The organism is Chryseobacterium sp. G0201 (genome assembly GCF_003815655.1).
In the GTDB taxonomy this organism is placed as follows: domain Bacteria; phylum Bacteroidota; class Bacteroidia; order Flavobacteriales; family Weeksellaceae; genus Chryseobacterium.
The window spans coordinates 4,277,455-4,297,744 of the sequence record NZ_CP033917.1 but is presented as its reverse complement, the minus strand read 5'-3'; the positions used below and the strand labels follow the sequence as shown (position 1 = coordinate 4,297,744).

Annotated in this window: 17 protein-coding genes; 11 read left to right on the top strand and 6 right to left on the bottom strand. The window is 33.9% G+C overall.

Annotated features, from left to right (window positions below):
* The first annotated feature begins 15 nt into the window (after window positions 1–15).
* From EG348_RS19245 to EG348_RS19220, 6 genes are all read left to right on the top strand, one after another.
* Window positions 16–1,731 (top strand): phospho-sugar mutase, encoded by a 1,716-nt coding sequence (locus EG348_RS19245; protein ID WP_123984569.1) that lies wholly within the window; start codon window positions 16–18, stop codon window positions 1,729–1,731.
* A 33-nt stretch (window positions 1,732–1,764) separates the two neighbouring features.
* A complete protein-coding gene (locus tag EG348_RS19240; RefSeq protein ID WP_123984568.1) occupies window positions 1,765–2,127 on the top strand; it encodes a four helix bundle protein in 363 nt (120 codons plus the stop codon).
* 46 nt (window positions 2,128–2,173) lie between these two features.
* Entirely contained in the window at window positions 2,174–3,427 is a 1,254-nt protein-coding gene (locus EG348_RS19235; protein WP_123984567.1) for a pyridoxal phosphate-dependent aminotransferase, read from the top strand.
* Between the two features lie 157 nt (window positions 3,428–3,584).
* Window positions 3,585–4,313, top strand: a complete 729-nt coding sequence (kdsB, locus tag EG348_RS19230; RefSeq protein WP_123984566.1) for a 3-deoxy-manno-octulosonate cytidylyltransferase — start codon at window positions 3,585–3,587, stop codon at window positions 4,311–4,313.
* A gap of 71 nt (window positions 4,314–4,384) precedes the next feature.
* Window positions 4,385–5,047 (top strand): histidine kinase, encoded by a 663-nt coding sequence (locus tag EG348_RS19225; RefSeq protein ID WP_123984565.1) that lies wholly within the window; start codon window positions 4,385–4,387, stop codon window positions 5,045–5,047.
* 24 nt (window positions 5,048–5,071) lie between these two features.
* On the top strand, window positions 5,072–5,650 hold the full coding sequence (locus EG348_RS19220) for a glutathione peroxidase (protein WP_123984564.1): 579 nt from the start codon (window positions 5,072–5,074) through the stop codon (window positions 5,648–5,650).
* Between the two features lie 137 nt (window positions 5,651–5,787).
* Here EG348_RS19220 and EG348_RS19215 read toward each other — a convergent pair whose 3' ends face one another.
* Window positions 5,788–6,444 (bottom strand): NAD(P)H-binding protein, encoded by a 657-nt coding sequence (locus EG348_RS19215; RefSeq protein WP_123984563.1) that lies wholly within the window; start codon window positions 6,442–6,444, stop codon window positions 5,788–5,790.
* Between the two features lie 97 nt (window positions 6,445–6,541).
* Between EG348_RS19215 and EG348_RS19210 the strand changes: the two genes are divergently transcribed.
* Window positions 6,542–6,895: an MmcQ/YjbR family DNA-binding protein gene (locus EG348_RS19210; RefSeq protein WP_123984562.1), complete on the top strand. Its 354-nt coding sequence runs from the start codon at window positions 6,542–6,544 to the stop codon at window positions 6,893–6,895.
* Here EG348_RS19210 and EG348_RS19205 read toward each other — a convergent pair.
* On the bottom strand, window positions 6,892–7,812 hold the full coding sequence (locus EG348_RS19205; protein WP_123984561.1) for a bifunctional riboflavin kinase/FAD synthetase: 921 nt from the start codon (window positions 7,810–7,812) through the stop codon (window positions 6,892–6,894). The two genes, EG348_RS19210 and EG348_RS19205, sit on opposite strands and share 4 nt — an antisense overlap.
* 206 nt (window positions 7,813–8,018) lie before the next feature.
* On the opposite strand from EG348_RS19205, the gene atpD reads away from it, so the two are divergent.
* From atpD to EG348_RS19190, 3 genes are all read left to right on the top strand, one after another.
* Window positions 8,019–9,527 (top strand): F0F1 ATP synthase subunit beta, encoded by a 1,509-nt coding sequence (gene atpD / locus EG348_RS19200; RefSeq protein ID WP_123985120.1) that lies wholly within the window; start codon window positions 8,019–8,021, stop codon window positions 9,525–9,527.
* A gap of 56 nt (window positions 9,528–9,583) precedes the next feature.
* Window positions 9,584–9,865: a FoF1 ATP synthase subunit delta/epsilon gene (locus EG348_RS19195; RefSeq protein WP_123984560.1), complete on the top strand. Its 282-nt coding sequence runs from the start codon at window positions 9,584–9,586 to the stop codon at window positions 9,863–9,865.
* 79 nt (window positions 9,866–9,944) lie between these two features.
* Window positions 9,945–10,766 (top strand): hypothetical protein, encoded by an 822-nt coding sequence (locus EG348_RS19190; protein ID WP_123984559.1) that lies wholly within the window; start codon window positions 9,945–9,947, stop codon window positions 10,764–10,766.
* Between the two features lie 244 nt (window positions 10,767–11,010).
* On the opposite strand, the gene EG348_RS19185 is transcribed toward EG348_RS19190, so the two are convergent.
* The 4 genes from EG348_RS19185 to EG348_RS19170 all read right to left on the bottom strand — a co-directional run bounded on the left by EG348_RS19185 (window position 11,011) and on the right by EG348_RS19170 (window position 16,574).
* Window positions 11,011–13,203: a B12-binding domain-containing radical SAM protein gene (locus EG348_RS19185; protein ID WP_123984558.1), complete on the bottom strand. Its 2,193-nt coding sequence runs from the start codon at window positions 13,201–13,203 to the stop codon at window positions 11,011–11,013.
* 40 nt (window positions 13,204–13,243) lie between these two features.
* Window positions 13,244–14,122, bottom strand: a complete 879-nt coding sequence (locus EG348_RS19180) for a DMT family transporter (RefSeq protein ID WP_123984557.1) — start codon at window positions 14,120–14,122, stop codon at window positions 13,244–13,246.
* A 79-nt stretch (window positions 14,123–14,201) separates the two neighbouring features.
* Window positions 14,202–15,464 carry an aminotransferase class I/II-fold pyridoxal phosphate-dependent enzyme gene (locus EG348_RS19175; protein ID WP_123984556.1) on the bottom strand — a complete coding sequence of 421 codons (1,263 nt, stop codon included), beginning with the start codon at window positions 15,462–15,464 and terminating at the stop codon, window positions 14,202–14,204.
* Window positions 15,465–15,536: 72 nt separating this feature from the next.
* On the bottom strand, window positions 15,537–16,574 hold the full coding sequence (locus EG348_RS19170; protein ID WP_123984555.1) for a PLP-dependent cysteine synthase family protein: 1,038 nt from the start codon (window positions 16,572–16,574) through the stop codon (window positions 15,537–15,539).
* A gap of 222 nt (window positions 16,575–16,796) precedes the next feature.
* Between EG348_RS19170 and EG348_RS19165 the strand changes: the two genes are divergently transcribed.
* Entirely contained in the window at window positions 16,797–20,282 is a 3,486-nt protein-coding gene (locus EG348_RS19165; protein ID WP_123984554.1) for a DUF2723 domain-containing protein, read from the top strand.
* Window positions 20,283–20,290: the final 8 nt, after the last annotated feature.

The window sequence follows — 20,290 nt, the reverse complement described above, 5'->3', positions numbered from 1 at the left end:
GAACAAAATACACATATGACAACATTAGAAAAAGCAAAACTTTGGTTAAGTGACACATTCGATAAAGAAACGAGAGACGCTGTTCAATCATTAATTGACAGTAATTCGCCTGATTTGGAAGACTCTTTTTACAGAGAATTAGAGTTCGGAACAGGAGGGATGCGTGGAATTATGGGTGTTGGAACCAATCGTTTAAATAAATACACGTTAGGTCAAGCAACACAGGGACTTGCGAATTATATGTTAGCGCAATTTCCTAACGAAGAAATTAAGGTTGCGATCGCTTATGACGTGCGTCACAATTCTAAAGAATTTGGGAAATTAGTGGCTGATGTTTTAACGGCAAACGGAATAAAAGTGCTTCTTTTTAAAGATCACAGACCGACTCCGGAATTGTCTTTCACGGTTCGTGACAAGAAATGTAACGGAGGAATTGTATTAACAGCTTCTCACAATCCGCCGGAATATAATGGTTATAAAGTATATTGGAATGATGGAGCGCAAATCGTTCCGCCACATGACGAAGCGATCATTAATGAAGTATATTCTGTAAAATTTGATGAAATTAAATTCGAAGGAAACGATGATTTAATTGAATGGATTGGACCAGAACAAGACGATGTTTACATTGATGCTTGTATCGAAAACTCTACGTATCAGAACGTTGGAAAAAAAAATTTAAATATTGTTTTCACTTCCATCCACGGAACGACGTATACAACGGTTCCTAAAGCTTTAGAAAAAGCAGGTTTCAAAAAGATCGATCTTGTTAAGGAACAGATGATTCCAAGCGGGAATTTTACAACGGTAGAATCTCCAAATCCTGAAGAGCCTGCAGCGTTGGAAATGGCGATGGATTTAGCAAAAATCACTAATGCAGACATCGTTATCGGAACTGATCCGGATGGCGACAGACTAGGAATTGCTGTAAGAAATCTTGATGGAGAAATGCAGTTATTGAATGGTAATCAGACGAATACGATTCTTACTTACTATATTTTAAATGAATGGAGAAAACTAGATAAAATTACAGGTTCAGAATTCATCGGTTCTACGATCGTAACTTCAGATATTTTCTTTGATATTGCTCAAAAATTCGGTGTTCAGTGCAAATCTGGACTTACAGGATTCAAATGGATCGGAAAAATGATCCGTGAAGCAGAAGGAAAGGAAAAATTCATTTGTGGTGGTGAAGAAAGTTTCGGTTTTATGACAGGAGATTTCGTTCGTGATAAAGATTCTTGCGGAAGTATTCTTGTTGCGTGTGAGATCGCTGCATGGTGTAAAGCCAATGGCAGAACGATGTATCAATATTTGATCGAGATCTATCAGGAAGTAGGAATGTATTATGAAGGATTGGTAAATCTTGTAAGAAAAGGGAGAGACGGAGCAGAAGAAATTCAGAATATGATGAAGAACTTCCGTGAAAATCCACCTAAACAATTAGCAGGTTCATTAGTTGAAGAAGTAAAAGATTTCAAAGAGCAGACTAATTTTGTTGTTTCCAAAAATGAAAAATTGGTGATGAACGAAATTCCAAAATCTAACGTATTGATTTATTATACTCAGGACGGAACAAAAGTTTGTGTAAGACCTTCTGGTACAGAGCCTAAGATCAAGTTTTATATTTCAGTAAAAGACAGTATCAATTCTGAAGCAGATTTCAAGAAAAAACTGGAAACTCTGGAAGAAAAAATTCAGGAAGTAAAAAAAGATCTTGATTTAAACTAAAAATCATAGGTTATAAGTTTTGAGTGATGAATTATGAGTGAAAGCATTGTTGGGAAAAAAAGTTTTGAATTTGCAATAAAAATTGTTTGCTTTTACAAGAAGTTTAGTATAGAAAAGAAAGAATTTGTAATGTCTAAGCAAATTTTACGTTCTGGAACATCTGTTGGAGCTAATGTTCGAGAAGCTTTAAACGCTCAAAGTAGAATGGATTTTATTCATAAACTATCCATCTCGCAAAAAGAATGTGATGAGACAATTTATTGGTTAGAGCTTTTATTTGCAACAGATTATATCTCGAAAGAGGAATTTGAAAGCTTAAAAAATCCTGCGACAGAAATTTTAAAAATAATAAGAAGTATAATTATAACGACAAAGAGTAAAACTCATAACTCATAATTAATAACTTATAACAAGTAATAATAACATTATAATAAAAATAAAAGTGAAAGTTTCAAAATTAGCGGCGAACCTGATTGGTTCTGAAATTGTAAAAATTGGTAATGAAGTAAATGATTTAAAGGCAAAAGGAGCGGAAATAGCCAATCTTACCATTGGTGACCTGAACTCTAATATCTACCCGATACCTGCAAAGTTGAAGGAAGAAGTTCAGAAAGCATATCAGAACAATCTGACAAATTATCCGCCGGCAAATGGACTTTTATCTTTAAGAAATGAAGTTTCTAAAGACTTGAAAACGAGATGGAACCTTGATTATTCTGCAAATGATATTTTGATCACGGCAGGTTCAAGACCTTTGATTTATGCGGTTTACAAAACAATCGTTGACGAAGGAGATAAAGTAGTTTACCCAACACCATCTTGGAACAATAATCATTATGCTTACCTTACTTCAGCAGACGCTATTGAAGTAAAAACAACACAGGAAAACAATTTCCTTCCGACTGCAGACGATTTGAGACCACACTTGGAAGGAGCAGTTTTAGTAGCACTTTGTTCGCCATTGAACCCTACAGGAACAATGTTTACAGAAGAACAGCTTTCTGAAATCTGCGAATTAATTTTAGCTGAAAATAAAAAAAGAGGTGAAGACGAAAAGCCGTTGTACTTAATGTATGACCAAATTTATTCTAACCTTACTTTTGGAGCAAAACATTTCGATCCGGTTTCTCTTTTTCCTGAAATGAGAGAATATACGATCTATATCGATGGTATTTCTAAGTGCTTGGCTGCAACTGGAGTTCGTGTTGGTTGGGGATTCGGTCCGGCTCATATTATTGATAAAATGAAGGCTCTTCTGACTCACGTTGGAGCTTGGGCTCCAAAACCGGAGCAGGAAGCTACAGCAAAATATTTCGAAAATCCGGACGATGTAAATACCTTCGTTGATGATTTCAAAGGGAAACTTGAAGCAAGCTTAAAAGTTCTTCACCAAGGAATCCAGGATCTAAAAGGAAAAGGATTGGCCGTTGAAAGTATTGAGCCAATGGGTGCGCTTTACCTTACCATTAAATTAGATTATATCGGAAAAACAAAACCTGACGGAACTGTTATCGAAAATTCTTCAGACTTAGTATTTTACCTAATTAATGAAGCTGGAGTTGCATTAGTGCCGTTTTCAGCTTTCGGAGAAGAAAAATCTGAGCCTTGGTTCCGTGCTTCTGTTGGAGGACTGCCTATCGAAGAAATTTCAGGTATGATGCCTAAATTGGAGAATGCTTTAAACAAATTAAAGTAATTTCATATAAATAAATGTATGCTTCGACTAAGCTTAGCATGACAAATCTAATACTATCTGCTTTTTAATAGCATATTTTTAGCGATGTCATGCTGAGCGGAGTCGAAGCATTTTAAAATTCACACATTCACATATTCACATTTGACAAATTAAAGCTATGAGAATAATCGCTGTCATTCCCGCACGTTACGAAGCAAGCCGTTTTCCGGGAAAATTAATGCAGATTTTGGGCGAAAAAACTGTAATTACGACTACCTACAAAAATGTTGTTGAAACAGGTTTGTTCGACGAAGTTTTTGTTGCTACCGATTCTGAAATTATTTTTAATGAAATTGAAAATAACGGCGGAAAAGCTGTCATAACCGGACAACATGAAACAGGAAGCGATAGAATTGCAGAAGCTGTACAAAATATTGATTGTGATATTGTTATCAATGTTCAGGGTGACGAACCATTTCTTAAATTAGAACCTTTAAAACAATTAATTGAAGTTTTTAGAGAAGATGAAAATCAGGAAATTTCTTTAGCTTCATTAAAAATACAACTGACTGAAAAAGAAGAAATCGAGAATCCAAATAACGTAAAAGTTATTACGGATAACAGTGGTTTTGCCTTGTATTTTAGTCGTTCTGTAATTCCTTTTCATAGAGAAATTTCTTATGATGTAAGTTATTTTAAACATATCGGAGTGTATGCTTTCAGAAAACATGCTTTACTTCAGTTTTCAAAATTAGAAATGAAGCCGTTGGAAATATCAGAAAAGATAGAATGCATTCGTTATTTAGAATATGGCATGAAAATCAAGATGATAGAGACAAATTTTGTCGGAGTTGGAATCGATACACCGGAAGATTTAGAAAAAGCCAGAAAAATAATATCAGAATAATTGGTAAATTACTAGATTGATACATTGGTAAATTATTTAAAGCCTTATATTTGAATTTATAAATTGAATTAATGAAGAAATTACTTTTAGTTTTCGTCCTGATTTATTCGCAACTATCTTTTGCACAGACGGCAAAGGAAATCATAGATAAAAACATCGAATTATCCGGAGGGTTAACCAATTGGAAGCTGTTAAATTCAGTATTACTGCAAGGAAAAGTAGTCTTAGGAATTAAAGATGAATATCCCATAAAAATATACCAACAACGTCCGAATCTTACTAAAACGGTACTTACCATTAATAATAAAGAGACGGCCATTGAAGGGTATGACGGAAATAAAGGATATGCAATGAACTATGCAACCAATAAAGTACAGGAATATCCGAGTTATGTGCCTGAAAGTTTTGATAACGACTTCATAGACTGGGAAAACAAAGGTTTTGATGCAAAATATTTAGGTAAAGAAAAAGTAGGAGATATTTATTGTCATAAAGTTGAATTGACGAAAAACGTAAATAAAAATTACTATTATTTCGACACCAAAACCTACATGCTTTTGAAAGAAATAAAGAAAGATGAAACGCTAAGTTATTCTGATTATAAGAAAGTTGGAAATTTGGTAATGCCTTTCAGAATAGAATCTTCAAGTCCTAAAAAAGACGGAGATTATGTAATGCTGATTAATAAAATTGACATCAATAAAGTATTTCCTGCAAATATTTTTAAATTTTAATTAAAGAAAATAATATATACTAAAATGAAAAAGATTTTCTTACTGATGCTTTCTTTCGTAGCATTTCTACAAAGTTGCACCAACCAAAAAAGTGAATTGTCTAAAACTAAAACTAACGAACTTATGGGAAAAACAATATACGATTTCAAAGTTAATGCTTTGGAAGAAGGTAAAGAAATCAACTTTGCAGACTTCAAAGGAAAGAAAATTCTTATCGTAAATACAGCTTCAGAATGCGGATTTACTCCTCAATATGCTGATCTTGAGAAGGTTTATGAAGAATATAAAGATAAACTTGTCATTGTAGGTTTCCCCGCAAACAATTTTGGAGGACAGGAACCTGGAACGAATACTGAGATCGGTGCTTTCTGCCAGAAAAATTATGGAGTAACATTTCCATTAGCTGCAAAAGTTTCAGTAAAAGGGGATGATACCGCTCCAATATTTAAATATTTAACTGAAAAAGATTTAAACGGAGTAAAAAATACAACGATCCTTTGGAACTTTACAAAGTTTTTAATCGATGAAAACGGTAAATTGGTTGATAGTTTTATTAGTACTACAAAACCTACTGATCAGGCGATTACAAAATATTTGAAATAAAATAAAGAAATACTTATTAACGCTTCGATTCCGCTCAGCGTGACACGTTCAAATTATACAAAATAGTATTCGGACTGTCATGCTAAGCGAAGTTGAAGCGTTAATAATTTATAACTCATAATTCAAAACTTATAACTTTACTCGTTACTTTTCTCCGCAAAACAAAAAATATTCCCCAGCTTAATACTCGAATAACCATTACTTTTTATTTTAGAAGAATTGATCATCGCTTTGGCTAAAATATCTGTCGGAAGTGGTTTTTGACTATCCAAAAGTCCTAATTTATTCGCAAATTTTATAATTCTGCTTCCCAGAACTTCACCGGTTCTTTCAGAATCTTTTCTTTCCAGCATTCCGGGTTTGAAAATTGTAATTTTATTGAAATGTAACTGTTTTACAGCTTCTTCCAATTCACCTTTCATTTTAGAATAGAAAATTTTAGACTTAGAATTGGCTCCATAAGCGGAAACTAAAACGTAATCATCAACATCATTTTCTTTTGCTGCTTTTGCAAATTCATATTGATAATCGAAATCAACTTTTCTTTGAGCCTCTTTACTTCCTGCATTTTTTAAGGTAGTTCCAAGACATGAAAAAGCAACATCACCTTTTACAGAATCTTTCCAGTCATTAGGTTTTTCGAAATCAACAACATGAACTTTTAATTTATTGTTTTGAATATCAATAGGTTTTCTCACAAAAACATTTACTTCTTCAAAATCTTTATCGTTAAGTAATTGATTGACCAAATCTTTCCCTGTAGCACCTGTAGCGCCGATTACCAAAGCTTTCATAATAATATTGTTTATGGTGATGATGTTTCTTTCTTAAATTTACTAAATTTGAAATTAATATCAATTATCATTAATCACTTATCATTTATTAAAATTCATGGATGCCAACGAAATATTAGACTATTGCCTAGCAAAAAAAGGAGTTACTGAAACATTTCCTTTTGATAATGAAACACTTGTAATGAAAGTAGGAACAAAAATGTTCTTATTAATGGGGCTCGAAAGACAGCCGTTAGGAATTAATGTAAAAACAGATCCTGAATGGAGCGCAGAACTTCGCGAGCAGTATCCGCAAATTACAGGAGCATTCCATATGAATAAAACCCACTGGAATTCAGTTTCCGTAGATGGATTAAAAAGAGATTTGATCTTTAAATTGATCGATCAATCTTATGAATTGGTATTTAATTCATTAACGAAAAAAGCAAGAGAAGAAATTGTAAATAGTTAAAAATTAAACTCTTCGGTTAATCTTTTATCTTCATCCAGTCTTTCAACTAGTTTTTCAAGACCATCGAATTTAATTTCTTCATGAAGAAAATCTCTGAATTTCACAGTGATATTTTCGTCATAAATATCTCCTTCAAAATCAAGTATATAAACTTCTACAGTTAATTTTTCGCCATTTACAGTTGGATTGGTTCCAACGCTTAACATTCCTTTATATTGTTGATTTTTAACTAAAACTTCAACAATATAAGCCCCTTTTTTAGGTAAAAGTTTGATAGTTTCAGTTGCAATATTTGCGGTTGGATAGCCAATTGTTCGGCCTAATTTTTTCCCATGAACCACTGTTCCGGAAACAGAGTAGGAGTAGCCCAACATTTCGTTGGCTTCCTTAATATTACCCGCTAAAAGCGCATTTCGGACTTTCGTAGAGCTAATATTATTTTCATGAATATTGATAGCTTCCATTTGTTCGACCTCAAAATCTAATTCTTTAGACATTTTTTGAAGCAATTCAAAGTTTCCGCTTTTATTTTTTCCGAAAGAATGATCGTAACCTATAATTAAGTACTTTACATTTAATTTTTCAACTAAAATCTGACGAACGAATTCTTCTCCCGTAAGATTTCTGAATTCTTCATCAAACTCTTTAAGAAATAAATTATGAATGTCATATTTTTCCATCAAAGATTTTTTCTCTTCTAAGGTATTCAGAAGCTTAAGATCTTCATTTGGATTAAAAATAAATCGCGGATGTGGCCAGAAAGTAAGGATAGCAGTCTCCAAATTGTTCTCTGAACCTACTTTTTGTAATTCATCAATAATACTTTTATGCCCCAAATGCACCCCGTCAAACATACCTAAAGACAATGCTAGAGGCTTTTGAGAAGAATAATCACTAAAATTCTTGAAAACTTTCAAAACGGAAAAAATTTTGACTGCAAATATAGGAAATTATGTAAGAATCTATCAATATAACAGTGTATCAATAATTTTAATAATATCTATTGTTAAATTGGTATTTTTTTATATGGTTACATTGCTTAAAAAGTATGATAAAAATCTGTTTTTTACCAATTGCAGGTTTGGTAAGAATCATTATATTTGCACCAAGAAAAAATTTAGCAATGGCAAACCAAATTAAAGGAAAAATTTCTCAAATTATTGGTCCTGTAATCGACGTAGTATTTAAAGATGTGGAAGCAATTCCAAGTATTTATGATGCATTGGAAATTACAAAAGGAAACGGTGAAAAAGTAGTCTTAGAGGTAGAACAACATATTGGTGAAGATACTGTAAGATGTATCGCAATGGATGCTACAGACGGTCTTCAAAGAGGGCAGGATGTGATCGGATACGGAAATCCTATTACTATGCCAATCGGTGAAGCTGTAAACGGAAGACTATTCAACGTTGTTGGTGATGCTATCGACGGGCTTCAAAATATTTCTAAGGAAGGTGGTCTTCCAATTCACAGACCAGCTCCAAAATTTGATCAACTTTCAACTTCTGCAGAAGTTTTATTTACAGGTATTAAAGTAATCGACTTAGTTGAGCCTTACGCAAAAGGGGGTAAAATTGGTTTGTTCGGTGGTGCCGGTGTAGGTAAAACGGTATTGATTCAGGAGTTGATTAACAATATTGCAAAAGGACACGGAGGTCTTTCTGTTTTCGCCGGAGTAGGTGAAAGAACGAGAGAAGGAAATGACCTTTTGAGAGAGATGCTAGAATCAGGAATTATCAAGTATGGTGATGACTTTATGCACTCTATGGAAAACGGAGGTTGGGATCTTTCTAAAGTAGACCTTGAGGTTATGAAAGAATCTAAAGCTGCATTCGTTTTCGGACAGATGAACGAGCCACCAGGAGCAAGAGCTAGAGTAGCACTTTCTGGTCTTACATTAGCTGAGTACTACAGAGACGGTGGTGAAAGCGGACAAGGTAGAGACGTACTTTTCTTCGTAGACAATATCTTCCGTTTTACACAGGCTGGTTCTGAGGTATCTGCACTTCTTGGTCGTATGCCATCTGCGGTAGGTTACCAACCAACATTGGCATCTGAAATGGGGGCGATGCAGGAAAGAATTACTTCAACTAAAAATGGTTCAATTACTTCAGTACAGGCGGTTTACGTACCTGCGGATGACTTAACTGACCCGGCTCCTGCAACAACGTTTGCTCACTTGGATGCAACGACGGTACTAGATAGAAAAATTGCTTCATTGGGTATTTATCCAGCGGTAGATCCATTGGCTTCAACGTCAAGAATCTTGGCTCCGGAAATTATCGGTGAAGAGCATTATAACTGTGCTCAGAGAGTAAAAGAAATTCTTCAAAGATACAAAGCGCTTCAAGATATTATCGCGATCCTTGGTATGGAAGAACTTTCTGAAGAAGATAAATCTGTTGTTTACCGTGCTAGAAAAGTTCAGAGATTCTTATCTCAGCCTTTCCACGTAGCTGAACAGTTTACAGGTATTCCGGGATCATTGGTAGATATCAAAGATACTATCAAAGGATTCAACATGATTATGGACGGTGAATTAGATCACTTACCAGAAGCTGCTTTCAACTTGAAAGGGACTATCGAAGAAGCTATCGCAGCAGGACAAAAAATGTTAGCTGATAACGCATAATAATGCTAATTGCTGATAGCCAATAGCTATTAGCCAAAAGCCAAAAGCAAATTAAAATGAATATAAAAATTTTAACACCAGAATACGTAGTTTTTGAAGGAGAAGTAGACTCAGTATTGTTGCCTGGAAAGAATGGTGAATTTCACATCATGAAAAACCACGCAGGAATCGTTTCTTCTTTGATCGGCGGTAAAGTAAAGCTTTTTGCTAAATCTATTGATGAAGCTTACGCTAAAAACTTAACTAAAGAAAATGAGAAAGACTCTGTTTTTTCTTACTCAATCAAAAGCGGTGTTGTAGAATTTAATCATAATAAAGGAATTATCCTTTGCGAATAATTAAATGAAAAGCTAAATATATTTTCAAAAAGTGTAACTTTGGTTACACTTTTTTTATGTCATGTAAAAATCTGATTCTATGAAGAAAAATATGATCATGTTGTTTACAATTTTGAGTATTTTCCTCAATGCCCAAAGTATTAAAACCAAAAGAGGAATTGTAAGTCTTGACGGAGTGCATGTCGCAAAAATTTCGAATAAATCAAATGAATATATTTTTTTAGATTTAAAAGAAACTCCCATTTATACAATAAAATTTATTGATAAAGGTATAGTTGATTCTGTAAGAGATAGTTACATTACCCTCAATCGTGTTTACAACAGAGATAAAACATTAGATCTTGATTATATTTCTCCATCTGCATTTTCGGGTGAAGAAAAATCTGCGGTTTTTACATCGATAAAAGGGCTGAAAATAATCGATGAAAGAGGAATCAATATCAAAAATTTAGATGACCTTTTTAAGAATCCGCCTAAAAGAAAGCTAGACAGTAAAACGAAAGATGCCTACACAACGAGGAGTAAAATTGATAGACTGAAAATTGAGGTTAATAACGTTGGTGAAATTTTAAGCAATGGTGTTCCGGTAGGATATTTTACCAATTTACCGGTAAGTTTTGGGTCAGAAGATACCGTTTCTGAGAAATCTTTTTTAGATATTGAAATATACGATGCCAAAAGTAAATACATTGGGAAGTATATTACAACAACAAAACAGATTAAAACGGCTGGTGGTAAGGTGTTTACTCTTTACAGAGAAATGTCGGGAAGAGCTTCAATTTTAAAATTTCCTACGTATAAAGCTATCGCAGAACGTATGGCAATTATGGATCCTAGTTTCATTAAAATTCAGGATAAAGTAACTGTAGGAGAGGTTGTAAAAGATGGTGTTCAAAAGTAATATCATCAATAGGAACGGGCTTTAGCCCGTTTTCAAAGAATAAATTCAATTGGCTTTAGCCAAAACTATAAAAAAACTCTTGAAAATTAATTTTCAAGAGTTTTATTTTTTCCATTTAATTTGTCATTCCGTAGGAATCTCAACATGGCTTTGCTAAAATTAGAGTTTAGATTCCTACGAAATCACAAACTTGATATGTATCCTTTATGTATAAAAGTTATTAAAGAAAAATAGTTCTCAAAACTTATAAACTCAAAACAACTCCATTATCTTTTAATTGCTGCATTGGTTTAGAAAACCAAAATAACTCAAAATCCTCAAGATTTTCTTCAAACTGAATCTTCAATTGTTGAAGCGTAATTTTTTTTGCGTTATCAGTAGAATTTTCTTTAAGCGTTTTTACAAGCCATTCTGCTTTTTCCTGCTCAAGATCTATTTTCACAATATTGGTTTTTAAATGGAACGTAAGTTGAGTATACGCCCATGAATTCTGCTTTTTTGTTTTTATGTAATTCTCAGCGATTACGTTTTTGTCCAGAAAAACGATCTTTGAATTTCCTTTAAATTTAAAATCGTCCTCTTCCAAAAGACAATCGTGAATATAATCGGGATGAATTGTCGTTTTCGGAATTTTAAAATCAAACCAATCATTCAGTGGAATTTCAAAATTAATTCCGTGCATATAATTGAATAAAGATTTTTTTAACCCAAAACTAAATTTGCTATGATCGATTCCGGTTTTGTCTGTAAAATCAATATCGTTGTTGGCGAACAAGATTTCCTGCTTAATTGGAGTAACTCCAAATTCCTCGGGATTTAGTCCGACAGGTGAATGCGCAGTCATCGCAAACTGATGCCAAAACCCACTTTGTAAAATTCCCATTTCAAATAATTGTCGAACCATTTCCAAAGAATCAATAGTTTCCTGAATGGTTTGTGTAGGGTAGCCATACATCAGATAAGCATGAACCATAACTCCTGCTTCAGTAAAATTTCTTGTAACCTTGGCAACCTGTTCTACAGAAATTCCTTTGTCAATTAATTTTAACAGTCGGTCACTTGCAACTTCAAGGCCACCCGAAACGGCAACACAACCGGAAAGTTTTAATAAAAAACAGAGATCTCGCGTAAAACTTTTTTCAAAACGAACATTCGTCCACCAAGTCACGACAAGATTTCTTCGTAAAATTTCCAATGCAACTTCTCTCATCAAAGCGGGGGGTGCAGCTTCATCTACAAAATGAAAACCTGTTTCTCCGGTTGTTACAATCAATTCCTCCATTCTATCTACGAGAATTTTTGCGGAAATGGGTTCGTAAATTTTAATGTAATCTAAAGAGATATCACAAAAAGTACATTTTCCCCAATAACAACCGTGCGCCATCGTCAATTTATTCCATCTTCCGTCGCTCCATAAACTGTGCATCGGATTGGCAATTTCAATAACGGAAATATATTTATCTAGCTGTAAATCAGTATAATCTGGAGTTCCGATATCTGCCTGTTTGTAATCGTGTCGTTTAGAATTATTTTTATATGTAACTTCTTGGTTTTCAATTAAAAAAGTTCTTTTGGCTTCGACAGGCTCAGCCACATCAGCAATAACATTTTGATAAAGGAGTTCAATTGGAAGTTCACCATCATCCAATGTTATAAAATCGAAAAATTCAAAAACTCTTTGGTCTTTAATTTCTCGTAATTCAGTATTTGGAAAACCACCTCCCATAGCAGTTTTGATGTGAGGATAATTTTCTTTTATGAATTTTGCGCATCTAAAAGATGAGTATAAATTCCCTGGAAAAGGTATTGAAAAACAGATCAACTTGGGCTGAACAGTTTCAATTTTTTCGTGAAGAATTTTTAATGTAAAATCATCAATAAATGTTTGATTATCTGATAGTTTTAAATATAATTCATCAAAAGAATTAGCACTTTTTCCTAAACGTTCTGCATATCTGCTGAAACCAAAATCTGCATCTACATTTTCAACGATATAATCGGAAAGATCTTCTAAATATAAGGTAGCCAAATGTTTAGCTTTATCTTGCAGTCCCATATTTCCGAAAGCATATTCCATGTCATCCAATTGATTGAAACGGGAAGCTTCTGGAAGGAAATTCATGCTACAGATTTGTCTCGCCAACGTAGGACTTTTACCCTGCAAAAATGAAATAACCTGATCGATGGTTTTTAAATATTCTTCTCTTAAAGCAAAAATTCTCTGTGAGTTTTCTGAAATATTCTGAAGATCAATCTCTGTATCGAAAATTTTTTGAATTCCGTCTTTTGAAAATAACTTTAAAATAACCTCAATCCCCAAATCGATCTGGTAGCTTGAAATATTTTTGGTATTCAAAAAACCTTTGATATAAGCTGTCGCGGGATAAGGAGTATTAAGCTGGGTAAAAGGCGGAGTGATAAGAAGCAGATCTTTCAACAGTAAATTTTTTGCAAAGTTATTTTAAATATTTTAAATTTTATGAATGGGCAATTTTTTTGTTTCCCGCAAGAACATTAAGAATAACTCCAAAAAGAATTAACGAAATTCCGATGAATAAATTAAAGGTAAATTTTTCATGAAAAATCATAACGCTCACCATTACAGCAACCACGGGTTCTAATGCTCCCAGAATTGCCGCTGGAGTCGAACCTATGTTTTTGATCGCATACACCAAACATAAAGTTGAAATAACGGTTGTAAGAAATGCAAAAATTGTAAGATTAAAAAAAACAGCTGTTGATGGAATTTCAAAAGATTCTTTACTTACAAATGCTTTGAACATAAAAAAACCTGAAGTGAAAAGCATGGAATAAAAGGAAAGCTTAAACCCGGAAACTTTAATATTCGATTTATTGACAATAATAATGTAAAGTGCATAAAATAAGGAACTTAACATTACGATTCCTAATCCTACATAATTGATTTCCAAGCCTTTTCCCTTTAAACATAAAATAATTACGCCCGTAAAAGCAAAAAGTAAGGATAAAATGGAAAGTTTTGTGAGTTTCTCTTTATAAAAGAAAAACATGATTAATGCTACGATCACAGGGTAAATAAAAAGCACGGTTGAAGCAATTCCTGCTGTGAGATAATCGTATCCTAAAAATAATAATTCGGAAGAAAATGCATAACATGTTCCCAATGCGGCTAAAATTAACCCTTCTTTTTTATTGATAGAAAGATTTTCTTTGGAATACAATAAATATCCACCAATCATTAAGGCGGAAAATAAAAATCTATAAAATAAAGTTATGTCTAATGAAAAGTGTGCTTGCTTTACAGGCAGGATGAAAATAGGAATCAAACCATATGAAACCGCTGAAATAATTCCTAAAGCATAACCCTTAATCTTCATTAATTTAATTCTATTTTATTTATAAAAAACCACTGAAAATGATCAGTGGCTTTTTTTAGTTATATGATGGTATCGAAAATTACATTTGTTTGTACTCGATATTCATTTGTTTTTCCATTTCTGCGTATGCACCTGAAACCAACTTTTCTTTGATACCTTCAAAAGCAGCTAAAGTTTCATTAATTTCTGAATCTGTGTGTGAAGCTGTAGGAATTAATCTTAACAAGATCATCCCTTTAGGAATCACAGGGTATACTACAACTGAGGTAAATACACCGTAATTTTCTCTTAAATCTTTCGCTAAAAGGGTAGCTTCAATCGTAGTTCCTTCAATAAAGACAGGAGTTACACAAGTGTTTGTATTTCCAAGGTTGAAACCTCTTTCTTTTAATCCGTTTTGAAGTTTAACTACGTTTTCCCATAATTTAGCTTTAATCTCTGGGCGTGTTCTTAAAAGTTCCAATCTTTTCAAACCTCCGATTACCATTGGCATTGTTAAAGATTTAGCAAAAATCTGAGAACGAAGATTGTATTTCAAGAATCTGATGATCGTTTCATCTCCCGAAAGAAATGCTCCGAAACCAGCCATAGATTTAGCAAAAGTTGAGAAATATACATCAATTTGATCTTGGCAACCTTGCTCTTCACCTGCTCCAGCTCCGGTTTTACCCAAAGTTCCGAAACCGTGTGCATCGTCTACCAATAATCTGAAATTGAATTTTGATTTTAAATCACAAATTTCTTTCAGTTTCCCCTGCATTCCTCTCATTCCGAAAACACCTTCTGTGATCACCAAAATTCCGCCTCCGTTTTCTTCAGCTACTTTGGTTGCTCTTGCCAAGTTTTTTTCTAAACTTGCAATATCGTTATGTTTGAACGTAAAGCTTTTACCCATATGAAGACGAACTCCGTCTACGATACAAGCGTGAGAATCGGCATCATATACGATTACATCGTGTCTGGTAACCAATGCATCAATAGCCGAAACCATTCCTTGGTAACCGAAATTTAGAAGATAAGCAGCCTCTTTTTGAGTAAATTCTGCCAATTCTTTTTCCAATTGTTGATGTTGTTGCGTTTCACCTGACATTGCTCTTGCGCCCATCGGATAAAACATCCCATATTCTGCAGCAGCTTTTGCATCAGCTTCTAAAACTTCCGGGTGGTTGCAAAGACCTAAATAGTCATTGGCACTCCAGAAAATTACATCTTTACCTTGAAATTTCATTCTTGGACCAATCGGACCTTCCAATTTTGGGAAAACAAAATATCCTTCTGCATAATCAGCAAATTGTCCTAATGGACCTGGATTTTGTTTAATACGATCAAAAATATCTAACATTTTATTAATATTTAAGTAAAAAGCCTTCTGTGATTTACAAAAAAGGCTTGATTTGTATAAAATTATTTATTTTTATTTAATGAATTCTGTTTTGAAAACTTCATCATAATTGTGAACACAATTATTAACGAAACCTTGCTCAGCCATCCATTTATCACTGTAAACTTTGGTGATGTATCTTGAACCGTGGTCAGGATAGATCAAAACAACCACATCGTCTTTAGAAAACTCATGAGACTGTGCATATTGTATTAATCCCTGAGTTACTGCTCCTGTTGTATAACCTCCCATAATAGCTTCTTTTAAAGCGATCTCACGGGTTCTGTAGGCCGACATTTCATCATTCACCCTTACAAATTCGTCCACTTTATCGAAAAGAAGGGCAGAAGGGATCAAATTTTTTCCCATTCCCTCAATCTGATAAGGATGAACGTCTTCTTTGTGAATTTCTCCTGTTTCGTGGTAACTTTTTAAAATAGAACCATCAGCATCAACACCAATAATCTTGATGCTAGGATTTTTTTCCTTTAAAAATTTCGCCGAACCTGATAATGTTCCACCTGTTCCAGTACATGCAAAAAGGTGCGTGATCTTACCTTCTGTTTGCTCCCAAATTTCAGGTCCAGTACTTTGATAATGGGCATCAATATTCAACTCATTAAAATACTGATTGATGTACACTGAATTTGGTGTTTCTGAAGCAATTCTTTTTGCTACTTCATAATATGATCTAGGATCGTCCGCAGGTACGTTTGCAGGACATATATATACAATGGCTCCAAGTGCTTTTAGATAAGCAATTTTTTCAGGCTTAGTTTTATCACTTACCGCAAGAATACACTTGTATCCTTTAATGATGCAAACCATTGCAATAGAAAATCCTGTGTTTCCTGAAGTGGTTTCTACCACTACAGAATCCTCCTTTAATAAACCTTTTTTCTCAGCGTTATCAATAATATGAAGTGCGATTCTATCTTTAGTGGAATGTCCAGGATTATATGATTCTAACTTGGCATAAACAGTTGCAGGAATATCTTTCGTCACAGCATTTAGCTTCACCATAGGCGTGTTCCCTATTAGGCCAAGGATATTATCGTAAACATTACTCATTATTTGTTATTTTTCAATAAAAATCTGACCGCAAAAATACAAAAAAATAAATAATTTCTAAACTTTTGTTTGATTTGTAAGCATTGTTTACTAAATATTCTTTCTTTCTTTTGCAATCTAGCTCTACTATGTTGGCAAATACTGCGCCATTTTTTTTAAATTTTGTTAAAATCGACACAGAATCATATAAAAGCCTTATTTTCGCGTAATTGATTTAATACTATGAAAAATTGGACTTTTAGGCAATGGAACACCGTTTTAGGATGGGTGATTTTCGTCATTGCATTTTTCACGTACTTGTCAACTATTGAACCTAATTTTAGTTTTTGGGATTGTGGTGAGTACATTTCTTCTGCAGTAAAATTAGAAGTAACGCATGCTCCCGGAGCGGCTTTATTTCAGATAGTGGGTGCTGTGGCAGCCATTTTTGCATTAGGAAACGGTGAAAATTATTCTATTGTGATCAATGCAATGTCTGCATTGTTTAGTGCGTTAACGATTTTATTTTTGTTTTGGACGATCACTCATTTTGTGAGAAGGCTTCTGAATAAAGATTTTGAAGAGATTACAAAACATCAGGAGATTTCTATCCTGTTTGCCGGAATGGTAGGAGCGTTGTGCTTTACTTTTTCAGACACATTCTGGTTTTCGGCAGTGGAAGGTGAAGTTTACTCGATGGCTTCAATGTTTATCGCATTATTGGTCTGGTTGATCACTAAATGGGAAAATGAGTATAATACGGTGGATAATGAAAGATGGGTCATTCTTATTTTCTTTATTTTGGGACTTTCTGTTGGGGTGCATATGATGTGTATGTTAGCTGTCCCGGCGGTTTGTTTAGTATATTATGCTAGAAATTATAAGTTTACCTGGAAGAATTTCATATGGGCAAATGTGATTACATTAGGGATTTTAATTATTGTTTTTAAAATCATTTTCCCTTTAATCATGTCAATGTTTGGTAAGTTAGAGATATTCTTTGTGAATGGTTTAGGACTTCCTTTCCATTCAGGAACTATTGTGGCATTTATTTTAATGATAGCGATCTGCTATTTCATTATTAAATATGCAAGAAGAGCCGGAAAAAAGATATATCAGACGGCAGCACTTTCTGTTGTTTTCATGATGATTGGTTTTTCTTGTTGGATGGTAATTCCTATCAGAGCGAATGCAAACCCTCCAATGAACCTTAATGATCCTGATACTGCTATTGGTATGTTGGATTATTATAACAGAGTACAGTACGGAGACTGGCCTACAATTTACGGTCAAAACTATACAGCTTTCCTTGATGCTAACGGTATTGAGAAAAATGAAGATGGAAGTTTCAAAACTACCAAAACAGGAGATATTTACGAAAAAGACGAAAAAACAGGAACATACAGAAAAACTGGTGAGAGATTCAACTATGTTTTCAGTAAGTCTCAGATAAGTTTAATGCCAAGGATGTTTAATGAAGACAAGGATGTAATGGCAAATTACATTTCTATGTACGGAGCTCCAGATTTCACTTTTAATTATGGAAACGAAGAGGTTGCTGATAATCCTCAGGCTAAGCAGATCTTTGAAGAATTGAGAGGTAAATACGAAGATAAAACAATCACAGCAGCAGATTATTTAAAGGTAAAACCTTATAATTTGATCAATGTTCAGAAGCCTTCATTGGCTCAGAATATGGATTATTTCTTTACCTTCCAGAACGGATATTACTTTGTAAGATACCTGATGTGGAACTTCGTAGGTAGACAAAATGATCTTGAAGGAAGCTATGAAGATACTAAAGGAAACTGGATCTCAGGAATTCCTGCTATTGATAATGCAAGATTGGGTAACCAGGATGCAATGCCTGCAAAATTCAAAAATGAAAGTACGGTTGCGTTCTTCTTTTTGCCATTAATATTAGGTTTAATAGGATTCTTTTTCCAGTTGAACAGAGACTTTGGAAGATTTTACGCAATACTTTCTTTATTTGTATTAACAAGTGTCGGAATTGTTTTCTACACAGGAGTAAAACCTTTCGAACCAAGAGAAAGAGATTATGCAATGGTAGGTTCGTTCTACGCATTTGCAATATGGATTGGTTTAGGTGCCGGAGCTATTTTATGGTTTTTACAGGAGAAAGTGAAATCTAACGCTGCCAATATTGCTTTTGGATTGATTCTTTTGGGAGTGCCATTTATGATGGGATTCCAGAACTATAATGTACACAATAGACACGGTAGATATACATCTTATGATTATTCTTATTCTGTATTAAAATCATTGCCGGAAAAAGGTATGCTTTTCGTTTACGGAGATAATGATACGTATCCTGTTTGGGCAATTCAGGAGACTGAAAACTTTAGAGACGATGTGAAAGTAGTAAACTTTACGTTGGCTTCGACTCCTTGGAATATCGATCAAATAAAAAGAAGAACGTACAATGCGGCGGCAGTTCCAAGTCAGTTAACACACGATGACTACAGAGATGGAGTAAATGACCAAATCTATCTGATGAAAAAAGATGATTGGGAGGGGATTTTCTCTATGTTAAAAGAACAAGGTGCACCGGAAACAGAATTTGCAGAATTCAGAAAGTATCTTACGCAGGATTCTATGACCATGAAAGATGCAATGAGGTTTATTAAACATAAATCTGCTGCAAAAGATGAGCTTCTGAAAATGTATTTTGGTGAAGATAAATATGAAAAATATAATATTCTTCCTGTAAACAAATTCATTTTACCGGTCAATAAAGACAATGCTTTAAAAGCTGGAATCATTAATCAGGCTGATCTTGCAAACACTGCGAATCAGATCATGATTACATACAAAGGAAATACGCTTTTCAAAAACAACTTAATTATGCTTGATATTTTGGCTAATTTTGATTGGAAAAGACCAATTAACTTCTCTTCAGGAGGAATTTATGATAGTGAAAATATTTTCTATCTTGATGAATATCTTCAGTTTGACGGTTTCACTTACAGATTAGTTCCTATTCATACACCGCCGTCTGCAGATGGAGAAATGGGCAGAGTAGATCCTAATTCATTATATAATGTGGTTAAAAACTTCAGATGGGGTAATTTCAAGGATCTGAATGTTCATTTTGATGAAACGGCAACGTCTAATATTATGAGCTACAGAAGTTCTGCAAGTAGAGCGGCATCTGCTTTAGCATTAAGCGGACAAAAAGCAAAAGCAATTGAATTACTAGACTTAGCATCAAAAGAAATTCCGGCTGAAAAATACAATGATCCTCGCTCTTTAAGTTCAATGGTTTACGGATATATCGTTGCCGGACAAGAGAAAAAAGCATTACAATTGGCAGAGGTTCTTAAAAAAGGAATTTTTGAAGAATATGACTATTATTTAGGACTTACTCCTTATGAGCAACAGTTTGTAAGAAGACAAATGAGAACAAAACCTATGGAATATTCATTAGTAGTTTCAGCAGTTACAGATGCTTATACGAAGATTGGACAAAAAGATAAGGCATATAATTATCTTGTAAAATCTATTGACCCAATTGATAAGAAATTCAACAGATTTGTTGAAAACCTTAAAGAAATGGGGAAAGAAAAAGCGATGAAAGAATCTGAGAATGTTCAGAAGATCACGCCTTTCTATCAATACTTATTTGATATTATGCAGCCTTTTGATTCTACTTATTCAAAAGAAAAAGAAGAGCAGATTACAACGTCAATTATCAAAGCAACACAATAATAGAAACG